The following is a 16,529-nucleotide window of genomic DNA, read 5'->3' as shown; positions in this document are numbered from 1 at the left end:
TGCATGAAAAAGCGTGCGCCCCGTCCCGCGAAGGGACGGGGCTGTTCAGCGTAAGGGTTTCGAGTTTGCGCAGTCTGTTCTTGGCCGCTCTCATGTGCCTCGGAGCGATCACCGGCCCCGCTGTCTCGGCGCCGGCGGCCGAAGGAGGCAGCACGGCTATCGTTTCCAGTGCGCAGGCAGTCGCCACGGTGCGCAGTCTCGTCGATGCAGGTCGCTTCGAGGAGGCGCGCGGCTTCATTGCCCGGTGGAATGCGGGCAGCCGCAGTCACTCCATGCGCGTTGCGTTCGTTGAAGGTTTGATTGCTGCGCGTTCCGGCAGGCACGCTCAGGCTGCGGCCATCTTCCGGGAAATATTGGCTGTCGACCCACAGAACGATGTGGCGCGCATAGAGCTCGCCCGCTCGCTTGCCGCGCTCAACGATGCCGATGGCGTGCGCGCCCAGGCCGAGCTTCTGCGAGCCTCGGGCATCGATGATCGATTGGGCGGAGCGATCACCCGGCTTGCCGATCTGGTCGATGCAGGCCGGCCACTGCGGTTCCGCGGTTATCTGTCGCTTCTCCCCTCAACCAACATCAACCGGGGTACGGACAACGAGACCGTGGCCTTCGGTCCCATCGACCTGCGGATCAATCCGGACGCGCGACGCAAGTCCGGTATCGGCCTTCTGCTCGGTGGCGAGATGATTTACCAGAAGCCGCTCAGCCCCACGCGCCGATTGATTTCCGTGACGAGCGCGACAGGACGCTTCTATCCGAAACTGCCTTCTGCCTCCTCATTGCAGGTTGATGGCGCGCTCGGCGTCGAGCAACGCATCGGCAGTACAAGGGCGATGGTCGCTCTGACGGGAAGCATCGTGGTGACGCCCGATGCCGTCACCACCGTTCAGACGGGTATCCGCGGCGAGTTGTCCGGCCGCTTTGCCGCAGCACCTCGTTGGTTCTGGTATCTGGGCGGTCAGGCCCGCATCCAGGACGATCTCGTTTCGGATGCCCGCGATGGCTATGTGGCCAATTTAGGCTTCAATCTAGACCGTATGTTCGCTACCGGCCACTTCATCCGCTTCGGCGTGCGCGGCGAGCTAGCCCGGCTACGGGAAGGCCGTTTTTCCTATGACGAGGCAGGCCTGCTTGTTGGATATGCGCGCCCGCTGCCTTTGGGCATCAACGTTTTTGCACAAGCTGCATTGTCATGGCGCGATTATCACGGGCTTTATCCCGGTCTTGACGAAGGCCAGAGCGACATACGCTTCACCGGCGACATCATAGCCACCAAGCGTGACCTGCACATCGCCGGTTTTGCGCCGCAGCTGCAATATCGCTTCGAGCGCGTTTCCTCCAACGCTGCCTTTGAGGACTACACCCGCCATGAGGTCGAGCTGCGTCTGACCAAAGACTTCTAGAAAGGCTTTGATCAGGCGAGGGCCACCTCGACACGATTCCTGCCTGATGACTTGGCGCGATAAAGAGCGGTGTCTGCACGCTTGAAAGCCGCCCAGAAGGATTCCGGCCAACCCTCATTCGCATAGAGGCCGATGCTCACGCTCAGCGGGATTGTGTTCCGATTGTCGAGCGGAAACGGCGCGTTCTCGACGGCGCGCCGCAGGCGCTCCGCCAGTCCACTGCCACCGCGGCTGTCGTGGCCGGGCAGCACCAGGGCGATTTCCTCGCCACCGTATCGCGCTACGAGGTCGCTCTTGCGCACGTTGGAACGCACGATCTGCGAGAGGTGCCGCAGCACCTTGTCGCCGGTGTCGTGCCCATATGTGTCGTTGATCTGCTTGAAGTGATCTATATCGACGACCATGACCGTGCACGGTTCGCCCTTGCGGGCGGAATTCATCAGAAGATCCGGGCCGCGCATATCGAATACGCGTCGGTTTGCGAGCTGCGTCAGTGCGTCGGTGGAAGCTTCCTGGCTCAGCACGTTTTCGCGATAGTATTGGATGCGTCGACGCTCAAGGATTTCTCCCACCAGAACCGTGCCGGCGATATTGGCAAGGGTCATCGGCACGCTGACTGTTTCCAAAATCATCAGCGCGGTCTCCCAGGGCAACACAAAAAGCGATGCCATGGGAAGGCTGGCGCCTAGCCCCAGGAGCGCGAAAGTCAGCATGCGTAATCGCGCCTGTCGGAAGTAAAGGGCAAAGGCGACGCCTGCACTCGCGCTGATCGCTATTCCCAAAACGCCAGCCCACATGCCGGCCCCGCCGACCCAGATGCGAAAGGCGATTGCGCATGCGGCGGAGAGTATTGCGGCCGGCCAGCCGCCGTAACTCATGGCAAGGATAAGGAAGGAGTGGCGCAGGTCGAAAATCAGCCCAGGCGCGAGTTCGAATGGCATCATCATGGAGCCGACCGCGCCGGCAGCCAACACGAAGGCGGTCACGAAGCGCCGGATACGCCGGTCCGATGCATTCCGCAGCGCCATATCATAGACAATCGCCACCAGGGCCGCGATGCCGAGATTCTGTAAAAAGCCTGCGAACAGGGCCGCTGTCGTCATTGCAACTTCCTCGTGTTGAAACGCAACCTAAAAACGCCGGGGTTTCCAACCGGTAAAGCTGCCTGTGAAGAACCGAAGCTGCGACAAGCTGCCTTCAGAAAAGAGAGCCCTGATCCTGCTTCTTTGGGGGCGCGCTCTTTGGTGTGCGCGGCGGAGGGGGGCTCTTATGCCCGTCTCCGGCTGCGATGGCGCGCGTGCTTCCATCGGCAAACTCGATCTGAAGCTCAAGGCCGGGCTGGATATCGCTGGCCCGTTTGAGCGGCTCGCTGTCGGGACCGCGCACCAATGCGAAACCACGGTCGAGCACAGCGCGATAGGACAGCGTTTCCAGAAGGCGTTCGGCTTGCGTGCGCTTTTGTCCCGCGCGTTCGAGCCGCGTTGCAATCAGCATGTCTGAGCGGTGCTCGATGACCTTCAGCCGCTCGCGGCCATGCGCAATGCGCTGGTTGAGCGCTGCCGGCGTGATGCGGGCGGCGTCGCGGTCGAAGCGGTTACGCTGTCCGCGCACCATGGCAAGGAAAACGCCTGGAAGCCTTTCGCCGGAAAGCGCTGCGCGTCGTCCCGTTTCCGCAAGCCGTCGTTCGAGGGTTGCCGGCGAAAGCCGCAACGCGTTGAAGGTCAGCCGTTTGCGTTGTGTTGCCGCCGTCAGTGCGCGACCGAGGCGGCTGGCCGCCTCGTCGAAGCGCCGGCGCGGCAGCGCCAGAAGCTGATCGGCGGATGGAAGAGCTCTGGCAAGCGAGCGCAACGCTTGCCGTTTGCGCTCGCCCTCGCGTGAGATCGCACCCTTGAGCCGCGCCGACAGCCGCGCAACGGCAGCTTCGAGATCGGCCTTCACCGGCACGGCCATTTCGGCAGCGCCCGTTGGCGTGGGCGCGCGCCGGTCGGCCACAAGGTCGATCAGCGTCCAGTCGGTTTCGTGGCCGACTGCGGAAATGACCGGGATTTCCGATGCGGCCACGGCGCGAACCACAGCCTCGTCGTTGAAGCCCCACAAATCTTCCAGGCTGCCACCGCCACGCGCAACGATCAGCACATCGGGGCGCGGCAAGCCCGTACTTTCGCTGATTGTGTTGAAGCCGCGCACGGCAGCCGAAACTTCATCGCCCGTCGTTTCTCCCTGCACGCGCACGGGCCACACGATGACATGCACCGGGAAACGGTCTGAAATGCGATGGATGATATCGCGGATAACAGCACCGGTCGGGGAGGTGACGACGCCGATCACGCGCGGCATGTAAGGGAGCGCGCGCTTGCGGGCATCGTCGAAAAGACCCTCGGCGGCAAGCTTCCGCTTTCGCTCTTCAAGAAGCGCCATAAGGGCTCCGGCGCCTGCCGGTTCGATGCTTTCGATGACGATCTGGTATTTCGACGAGCCGGGATAGGTCGTGAGCTTGCCGGTGGCGATGATCTCGAGCCCTTCCTGCGGCAGGAATTTGAGCTTCGAGAAGACCCCGCGCCAGATCACGGCTTCCATGCGTGCGCGATCGTCTTTCAGGGCGAAATAGGCATGACCCGAGGAATGCGGCCCCCGATATCCCGAAACTTCGCCGCGCACACGCACATGCCCGAACGCATCTTCCACCATGCGCTTGAGCGCGCCGGAAATCTCGCTGACGGAGAATTCCGCCACGTTGGAGGACGAATCGGTTTGCGGCTGGTCGGTCATGGTCTGATTGAGACGGCGGAAGGGGGGCGGGTCAAGCCCGCACCCCTCACCAGCCGGCCATCACATGGCCGGGCTTCAGCCGGCGGCCTTTGATGTTGTGGAAACCGGAATTGAAATCGATATTGCCTGTCTCCTCGATGAAAGCGGGGACGGATAAATTGTCCAGGCTTTCGCTGATATGCCGCGCCAGAGCATCGATGATTTCTGTCTGGCCACTATGCCCTCGCATGAGCCCGATGCGGCAATCGGGAAGCGGAGCAAAGCCGTCTGCCTCGCCAAGTACGCGCATGCCGGGTCGCAAGGCGCATTCCGGCAAGACGGAAATCGCAAGCCCTGCCAGGACTGCCGACGTTATGACGGTCGCTGAAAAGCTGGTGAACAGCACGCGATATTCGCGCTGCATCTGCTCAAGTGCGATGCAGGCATCGCGCCGCCACTGGCAGCTAGGCCGCCCGAAGGCCATGGGCAGCACATCGCGCTCATGCAGCGGATGGTTTGCCGAACACACCCAGAGCACAGGCTCGCGCCGCACGGCTTCTGATCCGCCCTTGGCGTCGTCATAGGTGACAAGAGCAAGGTCGAGACTGCCGCGCCTGATGTGCTCCACCAGATTGAGCGTCGGTTCGCATAGAATTGAAAGCTCAACGCGCGGATTGGAGCGTGAGAACCGCCCCATGATCTCCGGCAGAAAACGATCCGCATAATCGTCGGGCGTGCCGATGCGGATATGCCCTTCAAGGCTGGCATCGTCGAATGCGGCGAGTGTTTCGCGGTTGAGCCGCAACAGGCGGCGGGCATAACCGAGAAGCCTCTCGCCATCTTCCGTAAGGCGGTTGGTGCGCCCGTCCTTCAGGAAGAGGGTTTTCCCCACACGTTCCTCAAGCCGGCGCATCTGCATGGAGACTGCCGACTGGGTGCGGTGCACCTCCTCTGCAGCGCGGGTGAAGCTGCCCGTATCGGCAATGGCGATGAAGGTGGAAAGCTGATCGAGATCAAGCGGAGCGGCCATGGCAGAGATCCATCATCCTGGTTGATGATAAAGATTAAAAACATTTGTTCGACTAATCAATAAGGTCGGCATATCGTTTTCTTGTGAATGGATTGGCGGGCAGCTCTTTCGGAGTGCGCGACGATCCCGTTTCCCGTCAGCGCCAAATTCAGGAGAGAGACGATGTCCCGAGCGCAATCGGATGCCCTTGCTTTGCCCGCTTCCACGCGGCCGACCGGCAATGTGCGCCTGGTGGCTCGCAATGTCGTGTCCGCCTGGATGCATTTTTGGAAAACGCGCACCGCGCTGCGCCAGCTTTCGGAAATGTCTGAAAGCCATCTGGCCGACATTGGTTTGACCCGCTGCGACGTCGACACCGTCGTCCTGCGCTCGTCGAAGGTCCGTGCGACGCGTGAACTCCAGTCCATCGCTCATGAGCGCGCGCGCTCCATGGTCTTGAACAACCGTAACCTTTAACGCGCCTTTCCGTCGGCCGAAAAATGCCGGCGGAAGGAAAGCTCTTGCGAAGCGATGCTTCGGGAAGGTTTCATGAAGCCCCTCCATTTCCCCTTGCAGGCATAACTCCCGCACCGCCGGTATCCCTCCGGCAAGCCTGCATCTCCTGCCCGGTCCCCGAAACGGACCGGGCTTTTTTTATGCAGTGCTTTCCAAGGTGTTCTTAAATCGGAGGAATGACCTGCCGCCGTCGGAGGCTTGGGTCCGGTGTGCCATGCGCCCTTCCGAATCTCCTGGATTCCCTGGAGGCCGCAACTCGCTCATTTTTCAGCACTTATGCGGGCCTCAGTTGAGCCCGCCCAACCGCAAAATATTCTATTCGTCGTCGTCTTCGTCGGCGGGGCGTCCGGGCAGGACGTAATGGCCTGAAAGCCAGCGGTTCAGATCCACGTCCTTGCAGCGGCTCGAGCAGAAAGGATAATAGGCGCGCTGCGAAGGCTTTCCGCATTCGGGGCAGGGGCGCTTGGGCCTCAGGGGCGTCACTTTCTCATCGCGGATGTCGGCCATTTCTACTGCGCTCCAATACCCGCAAGCCAGTTAAAATGCACCTTGTAGCCCTCGGCCACCAGAAGGTTCACCGTTTCGTAGAGAGGCAGGCCCACGACATTCGTATATGAACCGGCAAGCTTGACCACGAAGGTTCCGGCAAAGCCCTGAATGGCATAGCCGCCGGCCTTGCCGCGCCATTCGCCGGAGGCGAGATAGGCTTCCAGCTCTTCCCGGGAAATGCGCTTGAAGCGCACGCGTGTTTCCACCAGGCGCTGGCGCACCTTGCCGGAAGGTGTGATGAGGCAGATGCCGGTGTAGACCCTGTGCGAACGACCCGAAAGCAGTTGCAGGCAGTTCGATGCCTCGTCGACCATTTCCGCCTTTGGCAGGATGCGGCGCCCGACGGCCACGACCGTGTCGGCGGCAAGGATGAAATTGCCTTCGGCCCTTCCTTCCTTCTTGAGCCGCTCAAGCGCCTTCTCCGCCTTGCCCTGCGCAAGTCGTTTGGCGAGCGAACGGGGATGTTCGCTCTTGACGGGCGTTTCATCGATGTTCGCTGGAACCAGACGATCCGGTTGGAGCCCTGCCTGCTGGAGGAGTTCGACGCGGCGCGGCGAACCGGAAGCAAGCACGAGTTTCTGCAATGCGCTCATGGCTCTCCGCCGGCCGCTCGATAAAACTTATTTGAAGCGGTAGGTGATGCGGCCCTTGGTGAGATCGTAGGGCGTCATTTCAACCGTCACCTTGTCACCGGTCAGAACGCGAATGCGATTCTTGCGCATGCGGCCAGCGGTATGGGCGATGATCTCGTGCTCGTTTTCCAGCTTGACGCGAAACATCGCGTTGGGCAGCAATTCCGTAACCACGCCTGGAAATTCCAGGACTTCTTCCTTGGGCATCCGTTACCTTTGTCGTGTGAACTGTGTCGGCTTCAGCCGAATGTGGCGCGGAACCTATCCCATTCCTGGGGTTTTGTGAACAAGCTTGGCGCTGGCAAGTGTTATTTTGTTGCGCTTTTGTTGTCGGAGCCAAAGCGCGAGGCGATGGAACTGGCCAGGCGCTCCCTCACGTCGCGATATGCGGCCATGATCTGGTCGCGTGTTCCCGACACGATCGTCGGGTCGAGCATCGGCCAGTATTCGACCTCGGCGGCATCCGTTCTGGTCATGTCGAGCGCGCGATGATGGGCCTCGGGCGAGAGCGTTATGATGAGATCGAAATTGGTGTCGGGAAGCTCGTCGATGCTTTGCGGCTGGCGGTCATCAAGCGAAAGGCCTTCTTCGGCGAGCACTGCATCCACGAACGGATCGCGCTCTCCCGCCCGCACACCTGCCGAGGCGATGAATACGCCCCGCGGCAAAGCGCGTCGGGCAAGAACCTCTGCCATGGGTGAGCGGATCGAGTTCATCCCGCACAGGAATAAGACCGATTGCGGCGCACGGGATGCGGCCGGAGCCGAAAAAGGGGAGAAGTCACTCATGGCCGTGCCCCACGGCGTGCGGGCTCATGCCTAGCCCCGCCAATGAAGAACGCAAACCAGCGTGAAAAGCCGCCGTGCCGTATCGAAATCGATATCGATCTTGCCGTTCAGGCGGTCCATCAGTGTCTGTGAACCCTCATTGTGCAGGCCGCGTCGCCCCATGTCGATGGCCTCGATCTGGCTTGGCGTCGAACTGCGGATGGCATCGTAATAGCTCTCACAGATAAGAAAGTAATCCTTCACGATGCGCCGGAAAGGCGTGAGCGACAGGATATGGGTAACGACGGCCTCACCATCCCCGCGGGAAATGGCGAAGACCAGGCGGGAATCGACCAGAGAAAGCCTGAGCTTGTAAGGGCCGCCCTTGTCGTCTCCAACAGGGTGAAAGCAGTTTTCCTCGACCAGATCGAAAATGGCGACGGCCCGCTCGTGCTCGATGTCGGGAGTGGCGCGCCCGACTGATTCGTCGAGCTCGACATCGATCAGCCGTGACGTGTCCGAGCCCGCGCCGCTCATTTTACAAATCGTGCGCTGGTCGCGACGCCGTTTCCCACGCCGCGCCGAGATCCGTCAGGCGCGCCTCGATGCATTCGACTTCGAGGCGAATGGCGGTGTCCCCGGAAAAGATAAGTTCTATCGTCCCCGACGGAGCCTCTCCCGCGATGAAATTGATCGCAAGCAGGGAAAGGACATCGTTCGGGCGGTTTCGGTCGATGCCTATGGCGCGCACGGTGAGCACCCGGTCGAAGTGAAGGATCGCGCGCCGGCGCTCGTGCGGCGAACGCCTGAAGGCCGTTCTGCGGACTTCCTTTTCCCAGACGAAGCGATTGAAGGCGACCGCGAAGCGCTTTTCGCTGCGTTCGAAGGACAAGTCGCTCACCTTGGCAACGGCATCCTGCAGATGTGCGGAAAGAATGCCGAGGTCGACCTCATCCAGCGCTACGAGTTTCAGAAATTCCATAGCCTGCCGCACCCGTCCCGGTTCAGCCCGAAATGCGTTCGATGGTCGCGCCGCAGCCCGACAGCTTTTCCTCAAGCCGCTCGAAGCCGCGATCCAGATGGTAGACGCGGTTGACTTCGGTCACACCCTCCGCCGCAAGGCCGGCGATCACGAGCGAGACAGAGGCCCGCAGGTCCGTGGCCATGACAGGAGCGCCGCGCAGAACCGGAACACCTTCCACCACGGCCGTCTGCCCGGCAAGCGAGATCTTCGCGCCGAGACGGGCAAGCTCCTGCACATGCATGAAGCGGTTTTCGAAAATCGTTTCGGTAATGTGGGAGCGCCCCTTGGCCATGGTCATCAGACCCATGAACTGGGCCTGCAGATCCGTGGGGAAGCCGGGGAAGGGCTCGGTGGTCACATCCACCGGCGCAATGCCCCCGCCATTGCGCCGCACCCGGATGCCGGTATTGAGGCGCGTGATCTCGGTCCCGGTCTGTTCCAGCGTTTCCAGCGCGTTTTCCAGAAGGTCTGCCTCAGCGCCCTCGAGCAGCACGTCGCCTCCGGTCATGGCGACGGCCATGGCATATGTGCCCGTTTCGATGCGGTCGGCGATCACGCGGTGCCGCGCGCCCGAGAGGCTGGTCACGCCGTCAATGGTGATCGTGGCCGTTCCCGCGCCGTGAATTCTCGCGCCCATCGCATTGAGGCAGTCGGCGAGATTGACGATCTCTGGCTCGCGGGCTGCGTTTTCCAACACGGTCTGGCCCTTGGCGAGGGCCGCGGCCATCATCAGCACATGGGTGGCACCAACCGAGACCTTCGGAAAAACATAGCGATTGCCGATCAGGCCGTTTCTGGCCGTGGCGTTCACGTAGCCCTGCTCGATGTCGATCTCCGCGCCCAACGCACGCAGGCCGTCGATAAAGAGATCGACGGGGCGCGTGCCGATGGCACAACCGCCAGGCAGCGAAACCCTTGCCTCGCCCATGCGGGCAAGCAGCGGACCGATGACCCAGAAGCTCGCGCGCATTTTCGAGACGAGTTCATAAGGCGCTGTCGTGTCTACGATGCTGCGTGCGGTGAAGTGAATGGTGCGCGAATACCCCTTCTCCTGGCTTTCACGTCGGCCGTTGACCGAGTAATCGACCCCGTGATTGCCCAGGATGCGGATCAGGCTTTCCACATCGGCCAGGTGCGGGAGGTTTTCAAGCGTCAGCGTATCGTCCGTAAGGAGCGAGGCGATCATCAGCGGCAGCGCGGCATTCTTGGCGCCGGAAATGGGCAGCGTGCCGTTGAGCGCGTTACCGCCGGTTATGCGAATGCGATCCATATGTTCTCACTTTCCGGGGCTCCCCCGGCCTCGTCGTGCCTGCAGCATCTGCAGGCCACACTGCACCCATAGCCTTGCGGGATGGTAAACATTTCGCAAATGGCACTCTGCAATGCCCGCGAATTCTTTGCTCTACCGATCAAGGCTCGTGTCTTCGGGACGGTCCTAGAACAAGGCCGCGCCGCGCGCAAGAAATGCTTGCTGACGCCCGGGTTTCATTTCTCGTCCTGATTGCCGTTTGTCTCCAAACCCTCCGGGCGACTGTCGGCCTGGCCGTTACGGCGTGAGCGCGACTGCGCCTTGCGTCTTGCCAGATTGGCGCGCAATTCGGATGCGAGCCGGCGCGCGCGCTCGTCGTCGCCCTTCTTCGAGCCGGCAGGACCTTTGTTGTCCGCGGAATTCGTCACATAAACCCCCAAGTCATCGAACTCTCCATCGTAGTGCGCAATCGCCGGGCTGCAATCGTCGTGGCGCATGTTGACGAGGCGATTTTCACAGCGTTGGGCGGAGGGCTGAAATTCCTGCCGATGTGCGCTTGCGCAATGCACTGCATTGTGGCAGAAGACCGCCGCGTCACGGCCTTTTTCTGAAGGTGTTCTGTGGCCTTTGCATGGCAGGCGGCTTTCATCCTGTGAATGGAGCGCGACTTGGCCATCCCGGCGCTGCGGTAGCTCAGTGGTAGAGCACTCCCTTGGTAAGGGAGAGGTCGAGAGTTCAATCCTCTCTCGCAGCACCATAAAATCAATGACTTAGGCGGTATCTGTCATGTCGGCGTGACAGAAATGATGACAGAAATCATCGTCTTCCGATCCTCGATGCGATGTCCCCTTGGAAGTCCGGGTGATGGTGCCCGTAGACATCCTCGATCATTTTCAGGCTCGTTCCAGCGTATTCGGCAACGTCCCATGGGTCGGCACCGCTCTGCATCATCCAGGTCACGGCTGTATGCTTGAGGATGTGCGGCGTCACTTCCTTCCCCAGACCGGCGTTTGCCCGGGCTTCTTCCCATGATTTCCTTTGCGCCTTCACCGGCTTGCCGCGAAAATGGATCACAAAGGGTATGGCTTTGCGCTCCTTCGTCTCCCGCATGTCTTCGTCTTTCCACCGCCTCATGAAGCCTGACAGGCGGTTGGGGATACGAATCGGGGGGCGGCGCTTTCTGGTTTCTTCCTCATCTGCCCCGCGCCGATGCATGACGCCGGCACCGGTATCGACATATCCTCCAAGTGTGTTCTCCACCCACCCAAGGCGACGAACTGCGCCGGATCTAGTCGCGGTGTAGATGCTGATCATGATGAACCGCTGCAATGCGCGGGCAGAATCTTTCTCCTCCAACTTCCTTGCAGCCCGTAGAAGGCGCGCGACTTCATCACGTGTCAGCCAGCGTGTTCGTGCTGGTGACTGCTTGGGCATGGTGACGACAGGAAGGGCGTCCAGAGGCGTTTCTGCGTGATAGGCATTAATGGCTGCCCGGAGCACGGTAAGCTCGCGTCTGGCGGTCTCACGGGATACGAGCTTGGGCTTCTTCGACTTGGTGGCCTGCCGGATCGGCTGAGAGGCCCTATGCTCGACATAAGCTTGGCAGGTAGAGCGCTTCACCTCCGAGAGAGGCTTGGCCCCCCACCAGCCAAGCAGGCGCTCGATAGAATAGCTCGAGGTCTTGGAACGCTGTCCGCCTGCGACCTCTCTGGAATAGTAGGTCAGGACGTCTGCGACGAGGAGAGCAGATGAACGACTGTCTGTTGGCGGTTCGTATTTTTCTTCGATGTATGCCCTGAGCTTTCCCTCAGCGCTCGAGCGCTCCTCAAAGCCGCAGCCAGTGCCACGCTTGATCGATCCGTCTCGGATGAACCAGAGGGCGGCTTTTTTGTCGAACCACAATCTGGCGCCTTTTGCTGGACGCGGCATTTCTCCCTCATCTCCATCAATGCGGATCGAGTGACAAAGTCACGCCGCCCGATCCTTTCCATGACAAGGTTGCCTCGCGCAGCCTCGGCCCTCAGTGTGGCAGGCTTGATGGCATCCCGAAAGACGATGCGGCATGCCTCAATGAGCGTCATGGGCTCATCGTCCCCGATATCCACGATGTTCGGTTCAGGCCTACCCATCGCACTTATCCTTCAGGGCGCTCAGGTGAGCCTCCCGCAATCCATCCTGCTTGAACTTCTCAGGCCCAAACTGGTTGACAGCCTCAGCAAGCAGCGCGGCCCGCCCTTGGGCATATCCATCGGAACCGCAATCAATGATGAAGCCATCTGCGAGAACGACGCACCAGACCGTTGCACCGCCCATTTCTCCATGAACCTGCCTATGGCAGACGATGGCGGTGGGGCTGTTTAGCGTAGCAAAGTCGCTCATTGCTCACACCATCCAGGTTTGCATCCTGACAAATCTTCATCGGGAAGATCATCAGGAGGAATAGCGTCGGAAGGGTCTGGTGGTTGATATTTCCCACGCTCGCTGTTTGCCCACTTCCTCACCTCGGCGGCACCCTTCGCGCCCATGTGTCGATGTGGACGGAACATCGTCTTTCCAATTTCCGCCTCGGCGTCAGAGATTTCTTGCCAATCGGCATCAGTGAAACGCCGCATATCGGATCGCTTGGAGTTGATGCATTTGCACTCGCGAGAGCGATGCGGCAGAACATCAAACCCTGCGCGTCGGATCAGTGCGTCTCTCTGCTCGGTTGACCATGTGGCGAACGGCGCGATCATGACTCGACCGCCGTGGTTATCGCTACGGGGCAACCATTCTGGGAAGTCGGATCGGTCCTCACTCTCTTCTCGGCGAACCCCTATCAGACACACAGCCCTAGCGTCAGGGTCATACTTATCCAACCACCGTTGGCCCGGTTCAATTTTCAGGATGAAAGAACACCACTGATACCGTTGTGTCGGGAAACCTTTCTTCTCGCGGGCAAGCTGGCGGAAGCCGATGGATGAAGTTCGGTAAGGGGTGAACCCGAGAGACTTAACCCAAGTTTCGCATTGATCAACGCGATCCATCCAGCCATCAGCGGCCCATCCAGTATCTGTAAAAACGACAGCTACGCCTTCAAGATTGCTTTCGTGAGCCCATTGTATCAATGCGACGCTATCGTTGCCGTAGCTGACGAAAATCACAAATCGAATAGGCTGATTTGTCGTTTCTCGGCGCAGCGGAAGGGATGCTTGATAGACAGTTGTCATTCCCCTTCCTCCCGCGCTCCTGATAGAGCGGCGTTAAGTTCATAGACAGCGTCAAGAGTATTGGTTTTGATTTCGTGGCCGCAATGGTCGCATTCAATGAACCCTGTCTTCAGATACATCAGTGCATTTCGCGCCGCCCGCTCCACCATCGCATCGTCTACGATGGGGGAAGGGGCGGGTTCTAGTGCGGAGAGAACGCGGCGTTCATAGTCGGCCTGTGCGGCGGCTTTGGCGGATGCAGTATCGAACCCCGCGCGAATGAACTTGCCAGCCTTGCCTCGCTCCGTTATCCGCCAATAGCCACCGGCGTAGGCTGTATAAACGTCACCGAATGGCGTGACCGCATCTGCATCACCATCTCGATAGCGCTTCCATTCCAGCGCCCTCACCTTCACGCCGCCCGCTTCCTCTCCTGCGGCGCGAAGATAGGTTGCGACCTCATCGCATAGGGCGGCGTCCGTATAAATCCCCTCGTCCTCACGGCGCTTCGCGAGGCGCTGGAGACGGTCAGCTAATTCAGCAATCCGGGTCATAGTCCTGCCACTCCTGCGCTTCTGTGGGCTGTCCATCTACGTTGTCTGTGTAGCTAAACGGGTACATGGCGCGGTGGAGCGCCGCATATTCATCCGGGTCGATATGCTCCAAAATTCTGATGATGTTCTCCACGCCAGCTGAGACGGCGTATTTGTTGGCACTTGGAAAAACATCGACAGCGATTGCCTTGAGGCGCGCGATTAGATCAGCGTCGGATTTCATCTCACGCAACACCTCCGCTTCCTCTCCTGCGGTGAGGGCGGCGTGGGCGGCATCAAACGCTTCGCAGAGTTCTCGTCTGAAATCTCTGTCATCTTCGCGCATCCACTCGGATGCGCCGTTACCCCGATTGCTGTGCGCGGACGAAACATCGGCCTCTATCCCTTTGCGCATAGCGGTCAATCGCCGCAGCGCTTCCTCAAGCTTCTGCTCTCTGGTCATCTCATCCTCGCGTTCACAATGATCTTGATTGCTGCATCGGTCTCGCCAGTGACGGCATAGAGCGCATGGGCGATCCTCAAAGGGTCGATCCCTTGCGCGTCCCAGAACGCCTTCTCGTTCATGCTGTGCTGTTCGCGATGCTCTTCCGGTGTCATGGGGACGGTCCAGCAGTCGTCGGGTTTCTGACCTTTTCCCGTTCGTTTCTTCCGATACATCGGATCGCCATAGCGGATATGGCAGGCCTCGCACCGGCCGATCTCGCCAGAGATCACGCTTGGCAAGGTGCGGATCCAAGCCAGGTGACGCTCGTCTTTGATGCGGGCCGTGGCCTTGCTCGACGGGTCGAGTGCAAAGGCGGTCGGGGCTTTGACGATCTCGAAGGCCATTAGGTGCCCTCCGATTTCAGTGCAATCTCAATGAGACGGCGCACAGCTTCGGAGCGGGACGGGACGCGATTTTCATAGCGCCAATCATCAATCGCGTTGATTTCGTCTGCCGTGATCTTCACTTGCAACCGTTCGGTCGGGCTGTTTCCGAGTGTCGGCCTTGCCATCACCGCACCCTCCATTCCCGGCCGCATTCTGCGGCGAGCGCTTCACACGTCACACGCATCAACTCGCCTTGTTTCGGACGGAAAGGCATATGCTTTGCCTTGCGGTGCTCAATGGAGCGCATCAACGCGGCCCGCTCCTGCTCCTTGCGGGCTGCAACTCGGGCATGGCGGCGTTTTGAGAACCAGGTGATCCACGGGATGAGGGCTGTCATGATGCCAGCTCCTTCTCATCGCACCCGACAACGCCGGCAATCGTTTCCCGACAGTCTGCCAGTTCAATTTCCCCTCGGCAGCATGCACGAGCGTAATTGGTCACAGACCTCGCCTTGGCGCGGACGGCATCGGTCAAGCCTTCGACAAAGAGACCCTTGGACTGATTGACCACGACAGTCTCATCCGGGCCGATGGCTCCGATGATCGCTTTCGCGAAAGTCTTGAGCCATTCACCTGCATCGGCTGAGGCCGGCTCCTTCTTCGTCTCTCCCATGTTGTCGGAGCCGGCCTCGCTGGTTTCCGCTTGTGCGGAGGAAGGGTTGGCAGCGACACTGGACGGAGATGAGGCGGCAGTGTCGCTGCCTTCGTCGGCGGGGCTTTCTGCCGGTGAACTGTGTTCGTCCTCGACCTTGGCCTCTTTCTTGAGGGTCTCTGGATCGACGCCGGTCATTCGATGAAGGAGGTACATCATGTCGCGCACGGCTTCATCGAGCTCCGGGTCCGAAAGCTCTGTCAGTGACTTTGGCCACTGCATGAAGTTGCCGTTGACCGTCTTTCCGTAGTGGACGATGCCAAGCGATAGCTTCACAGCTTCGCTAGCCTGCTCTTTGGCTGACCACGGCACATTGCAGCGGTCGACGACGAGACCGAGGATCGCCCACCATTTGCGTTCCATGGGGCGGCTTCCGTCTCGCACGAAGGTGACATTTACCTGAGAGCCGGCCCGCCAGGTGTCGAGCCGCTCCGCATCGCCAGACGTGGCCGGGGCGAGCCGCGGTCCTTTCTCGACAATCATGCGGAAGGGAGGGGTGTCACTCTTGCTCATTGGACGCCCTTTCGATTTCCCGCAGTCTCCGCTTTTTGATGGCTAGGGCGATGCCTTGATTGGATTCGTCACCCTCGAACTGCGCCATGGGGTCGAATTCTGTCCAGCGTTCCTCGACGCCTTCGACACTGTTTTCGGCGGCGAAAGATGTCTCCATTTCTTCGAAGAAGGCGGCTGCATCGAATTCGCCGTCTGCCATCACCGCGCCGATATCCTCGCCGGTTTCGCGCACGATCTGGCTGTCATCGATCACTTCGCCGGTCCCGGCGTCGATAGTTTCCTGATTCTCGATCTTCTGCGTCGGCGGGGCCGGAGGCGCTGGAGGCTTCGGAGCCTGCGGGCGCTCCTGTGGCGTGTCCTGCACTTCCTCGGCGATGCCAAGGCCGCGCAGCACGTCAGCAAAGGCGTCGCGCAGCGCAAAGGCACGGGCGCGCATTGCGAGCATCCGCTTCGGGTATTGCTGCCACGGCCCTTGCTTGCCCCAGAGGTTGGCCTTCTTGGCATCGGCGACCGAGAATGTGGCCTTGGTCGGATCGGCCTCGCCCTTTCGTTTGACTTCGCAGGACGCGGCCATGTTCTCGCCGTCGCCGGTTAGCTTCTCTTTGATCCATTCGAGTTTGCCAGAACCGCGAACGAGACCGATTGCACCGTCACCCCATATCGTCGGGCGGCCGTTGACCACGGCGATTGACTGCAGAGAGGCCATCGGCGTCATGCCGACTTCCATGCCATGCATGATTGCGACCATGGCCTTTTCTGGTGTCTCGAGCCCCTTCGGAGCCATGCCGGCCTTGCAGACGGCGAGCGCAATCCGCCAAGCACCATCAAAGTCCTGCGGGACGATGGCTTTGACAGCGCC

23 protein-coding genes and 1 tRNA gene are annotated in these 16,529 nt (G+C 60.4%); 3 read left to right on the top strand and 21 right to left on the bottom strand.

Annotated features, from left to right (window positions below):
• The first annotated feature begins 80 nt into the window (after positions 1-80).
• The gene (locus NA8A_RS18440; RefSeq protein WP_157174153.1) at positions 81-1,400 is read left to right on the top strand and encodes a porin family protein; all 1,320 of its coding nucleotides are present in this window, start codon (positions 81-83) and stop codon (positions 1,398-1,400) included.
• Positions 1,401-1,411: 11 nt separating this feature from the next.
• Here the strand turns inward: NA8A_RS18440 and NA8A_RS18435 are convergent, their stop codons facing one another.
• The 3 genes from NA8A_RS18435 to NA8A_RS18425 form a co-directional block, all read right to left on the bottom strand.
• The gene (locus NA8A_RS18435) at positions 1,412-2,503 is read right to left on the bottom strand and encodes a GGDEF domain-containing protein (protein ID WP_009451883.1); all 1,092 of its coding nucleotides are present in this window, start codon (positions 2,501-2,503) and stop codon (positions 1,412-1,414) included.
• Between the two features lie 94 nt (positions 2,504-2,597).
• Positions 2,598-4,169, bottom strand: a complete 1,572-nt coding sequence (xseA, locus tag NA8A_RS18430; RefSeq protein ID WP_009451882.1) for an exodeoxyribonuclease VII large subunit — start codon at positions 4,167-4,169, stop codon at positions 2,598-2,600.
• A gap of 46 nt (positions 4,170-4,215) precedes the next feature.
• Positions 4,216-5,178: a LysR substrate-binding domain-containing protein gene (locus tag NA8A_RS18425; RefSeq protein WP_009451881.1), complete on the bottom strand. Its 963-nt coding sequence runs from the start codon at positions 5,176-5,178 to the stop codon at positions 4,216-4,218.
• 162 nt (positions 5,179-5,340) lie between these two features.
• Between NA8A_RS18425 and NA8A_RS18420 the strand changes: the two genes are divergently transcribed.
• Positions 5,341-5,634 (top strand): DUF1127 domain-containing protein, encoded by a 294-nt coding sequence (locus NA8A_RS18420; RefSeq protein WP_009451879.1) that lies wholly within the window; start codon positions 5,341-5,343, stop codon positions 5,632-5,634.
• Positions 5,635-5,988: 354 nt separating this feature from the next.
• Here NA8A_RS18420 and yacG read toward each other — a convergent pair whose 3' ends face one another.
• The 8 genes from yacG to NA8A_RS18380 form a co-directional block, all read right to left on the bottom strand.
• Positions 5,989-6,180, bottom strand: a complete 192-nt coding sequence (yacG, locus tag NA8A_RS18415; protein ID WP_009451878.1) for a DNA gyrase inhibitor YacG — start codon at positions 6,178-6,180, stop codon at positions 5,989-5,991.
• A 2-nt stretch (positions 6,181-6,182) separates the two neighbouring features.
• On the bottom strand, positions 6,183-6,815 hold the full coding sequence (locus NA8A_RS18410) for a Maf-like protein (RefSeq protein WP_009451877.1): 633 nt from the start codon (positions 6,813-6,815) through the stop codon (positions 6,183-6,185).
• Between the two features lie 27 nt (positions 6,816-6,842).
• Complete coding sequence (gene infA, locus NA8A_RS18405) at positions 6,843-7,061, bottom strand: translation initiation factor IF-1 (RefSeq protein ID WP_009451876.1); 219 nt, start codon at positions 7,059-7,061, stop codon at positions 6,843-6,845.
• Between the two features lie 101 nt (positions 7,062-7,162).
• On the bottom strand, positions 7,163-7,642 hold the full coding sequence (locus NA8A_RS18400; RefSeq protein ID WP_074896602.1) for an arsenate-mycothiol transferase ArsC: 480 nt from the start codon (positions 7,640-7,642) through the stop codon (positions 7,163-7,165).
• 30 nt (positions 7,643-7,672) lie between these two features.
• A complete protein-coding gene (locus NA8A_RS18395) occupies positions 7,673-8,158 on the bottom strand; it encodes a UPF0262 family protein (RefSeq protein ID WP_009451874.1) in 486 nt (161 codons plus the stop codon).
• Position 8,159: 1 nt separating this feature from the next.
• A complete protein-coding gene (locus NA8A_RS18390; protein WP_009451873.1) occupies positions 8,160-8,603 on the bottom strand; it encodes a DUF2948 family protein in 444 nt (147 codons plus the stop codon).
• Between the two features lie 22 nt (positions 8,604-8,625).
• Positions 8,626-9,915 (bottom strand): UDP-N-acetylglucosamine 1-carboxyvinyltransferase, encoded by a 1,290-nt coding sequence (gene murA, locus NA8A_RS18385; RefSeq protein WP_009451872.1) that lies wholly within the window; start codon positions 9,913-9,915, stop codon positions 8,626-8,628.
• Between the two features lie 215 nt (positions 9,916-10,130).
• Positions 10,131-10,322 carry a hypothetical protein gene (locus NA8A_RS18380; RefSeq protein ID WP_040673079.1) on the bottom strand — a complete coding sequence of 64 codons (192 nt, stop codon included), beginning with the start codon at positions 10,320-10,322 and terminating at the stop codon, positions 10,131-10,133.
• A 254-nt stretch (positions 10,323-10,576) separates the two neighbouring features.
• Between NA8A_RS18380 and NA8A_RS18375 the strand changes: the two genes are divergently transcribed.
• A tRNA-Thr gene (locus NA8A_RS18375) sits at positions 10,577-10,651 on the top strand.
• A gap of 59 nt (positions 10,652-10,710) precedes the next feature.
• On the opposite strand, the gene NA8A_RS24440 is transcribed toward NA8A_RS18375, so the two are convergent.
• From NA8A_RS24440 to NA8A_RS18325, 10 genes are all read right to left on the bottom strand, one after another.
• Entirely contained in the window at positions 10,711-11,823 is a 1,113-nt protein-coding gene (locus tag NA8A_RS24440) for a tyrosine-type recombinase/integrase (RefSeq protein ID WP_009451870.1), read from the bottom strand.
• Between the two features lie 192 nt (positions 11,824-12,015).
• Complete coding sequence (locus NA8A_RS18365; protein ID WP_009451869.1) at positions 12,016-12,273, bottom strand: hypothetical protein; 258 nt, start codon at positions 12,271-12,273, stop codon at positions 12,016-12,018.
• Positions 12,270-13,103, bottom strand: coding sequence for a phosphoadenosine phosphosulfate reductase domain-containing protein (locus NA8A_RS18360; protein WP_009451868.1), 834 nt, complete (start codon positions 13,101-13,103; stop codon positions 12,270-12,272). Before NA8A_RS18360 ends, NA8A_RS18365 begins: the two co-directional genes overlap by 4 nt.
• Positions 13,100-13,636 (bottom strand): hypothetical protein, encoded by a 537-nt coding sequence (locus NA8A_RS18355; RefSeq protein WP_009451867.1) that lies wholly within the window; start codon positions 13,634-13,636, stop codon positions 13,100-13,102. The genes NA8A_RS18360 and NA8A_RS18355 overlap by 4 nt, the downstream gene beginning before the upstream one ends.
• Entirely contained in the window at positions 13,620-14,078 is a 459-nt protein-coding gene (locus NA8A_RS18350) for a hypothetical protein (protein ID WP_009451866.1), read from the bottom strand. Before NA8A_RS18350 ends, NA8A_RS18355 begins: the two co-directional genes overlap by 17 nt.
• Entirely contained in the window at positions 14,075-14,464 is a 390-nt protein-coding gene (locus tag NA8A_RS18345; RefSeq protein WP_009451865.1) for a DUF968 domain-containing protein, read from the bottom strand. The genes NA8A_RS18350 and NA8A_RS18345 overlap by 4 nt, the downstream gene beginning before the upstream one ends.
• On the bottom strand, positions 14,464-14,631 hold the full coding sequence (locus tag NA8A_RS18340) for a ribbon-helix-helix domain-containing protein (RefSeq protein ID WP_009451864.1): 168 nt from the start codon (positions 14,629-14,631) through the stop codon (positions 14,464-14,466). The genes NA8A_RS18345 and NA8A_RS18340 overlap by 1 nt, the downstream gene beginning before the upstream one ends.
• A complete protein-coding gene (locus NA8A_RS18335) occupies positions 14,631-14,843 on the bottom strand; it encodes a hypothetical protein (protein ID WP_009451863.1) in 213 nt (70 codons plus the stop codon). The genes NA8A_RS18340 and NA8A_RS18335 overlap by 1 nt, the downstream gene beginning before the upstream one ends.
• Entirely contained in the window at positions 14,840-15,670 is an 831-nt protein-coding gene (locus NA8A_RS24435; protein ID WP_009451862.1) for a hypothetical protein, read from the bottom strand. The genes NA8A_RS18335 and NA8A_RS24435 overlap by 4 nt, the downstream gene beginning before the upstream one ends.
• Positions 15,657-16,385 carry a recombinase RecT gene (locus tag NA8A_RS18325; RefSeq protein ID WP_240532822.1) on the bottom strand — a complete coding sequence of 243 codons (729 nt, stop codon included), beginning with the start codon at positions 16,383-16,385 and terminating at the stop codon, positions 15,657-15,659. The genes NA8A_RS24435 and NA8A_RS18325 overlap by 14 nt, the downstream gene beginning before the upstream one ends.
• Between the last annotated feature and the right edge of the window lie 144 nt (positions 16,386-16,529).

Origin of the sequence: Nitratireductor indicus C115 (assembly GCF_000300515.1) — a bacterium.
Classification (GTDB): Bacteria; Pseudomonadota; Alphaproteobacteria; order Rhizobiales; family Rhizobiaceae; genus Nitratireductor; species Nitratireductor indicus.
This window is presented reverse-complemented; position numbering and strand designations above follow the sequence as displayed.

Excerpts from the sequence above, each read along its gene's own strand:
- NA8A_RS18435 (WP_009451883.1), bottom strand. The coding sequence starts at position 2,503 with ATGACGACAGCGGCCCTGTTCGCAGGCTTTTTACAGAATCTCGGCATC.
- xseA (WP_009451882.1), bottom strand. The coding sequence starts at position 4,169 with ATGACCGACCAGCCGCAAACCGATTCGTCCTCCAACGTGGCGGAATTC.
- NA8A_RS18425 (WP_009451881.1), bottom strand. The coding sequence starts at position 5,178 with ATGGCCGCTCCGCTTGATCTCGATCAGCTTTCCACCTTCATCGCCATT.
- NA8A_RS18420 (WP_009451879.1), top strand. The coding sequence starts at position 5,341 with ATGTCCCGAGCGCAATCGGATGCCCTTGCTTTGCCCGCTTCCACGCGG.
- yacG (WP_009451878.1), bottom strand. The coding sequence starts at position 6,180 with ATGGCCGACATCCGCGATGAGAAAGTGACGCCCCTGAGGCCCAAGCGC.
- NA8A_RS18410 (WP_009451877.1), bottom strand. The coding sequence starts at position 6,815 with ATGAGCGCATTGCAGAAACTCGTGCTTGCTTCCGGTTCGCCGCGCCGC.
- infA (WP_009451876.1), bottom strand. The coding sequence starts at position 7,061 with ATGCCCAAGGAAGAAGTCCTGGAATTTCCAGGCGTGGTTACGGAATTG.
- NA8A_RS18400 (WP_074896602.1), bottom strand. The coding sequence starts at position 7,642 with ATGAGTGACTTCTCCCCTTTTTCGGCTCCGGCCGCATCCCGTGCGCCG.
- NA8A_RS18395 (WP_009451874.1), bottom strand. The coding sequence starts at position 8,158 with ATGAGCGGCGCGGGCTCGGACACGTCACGGCTGATCGATGTCGAGCTC.
- NA8A_RS18390 (WP_009451873.1), bottom strand. The coding sequence starts at position 8,603 with ATGGAATTTCTGAAACTCGTAGCGCTGGATGAGGTCGACCTCGGCATT.
- murA (WP_009451872.1), bottom strand. The coding sequence starts at position 9,915 with ATGGATCGCATTCGCATAACCGGCGGTAACGCGCTCAACGGCACGCTG.
- NA8A_RS24440 (WP_009451870.1), bottom strand. The coding sequence starts at position 11,823 with ATGCCGCGTCCAGCAAAAGGCGCCAGATTGTGGTTCGACAAAAAAGCC.
- NA8A_RS18365 (WP_009451869.1), bottom strand. The coding sequence starts at position 12,273 with ATGAGCGACTTTGCTACGCTAAACAGCCCCACCGCCATCGTCTGCCAT.
- NA8A_RS18360 (WP_009451868.1), bottom strand. The coding sequence starts at position 13,103 with ATGACAACTGTCTATCAAGCATCCCTTCCGCTGCGCCGAGAAACGACA.
- NA8A_RS18355 (WP_009451867.1), bottom strand. The coding sequence starts at position 13,636 with ATGACCCGGATTGCTGAATTAGCTGACCGTCTCCAGCGCCTCGCGAAG.
- NA8A_RS18350 (WP_009451866.1), bottom strand. The coding sequence starts at position 14,078 with ATGACCAGAGAGCAGAAGCTTGAGGAAGCGCTGCGGCGATTGACCGCT.
- NA8A_RS18345 (WP_009451865.1), bottom strand. The coding sequence starts at position 14,464 with ATGGCCTTCGAGATCGTCAAAGCCCCGACCGCCTTTGCACTCGACCCG.
- NA8A_RS18340 (WP_009451864.1), bottom strand. The coding sequence starts at position 14,631 with ATGGCAAGGCCGACACTCGGAAACAGCCCGACCGAACGGTTGCAAGTG.
- NA8A_RS18335 (WP_009451863.1), bottom strand. The coding sequence starts at position 14,843 with ATGACAGCCCTCATCCCGTGGATCACCTGGTTCTCAAAACGCCGCCAT.
- NA8A_RS24435 (WP_009451862.1), bottom strand. The coding sequence starts at position 15,670 with ATGAGCAAGAGTGACACCCCTCCCTTCCGCATGATTGTCGAGAAAGGA.
- NA8A_RS18325 (WP_240532822.1), bottom strand. The coding sequence starts at position 16,385 with ATGACGCCGATGGCCTCTCTGCAGTCAATCGCCGTGGTCAACGGCCGC.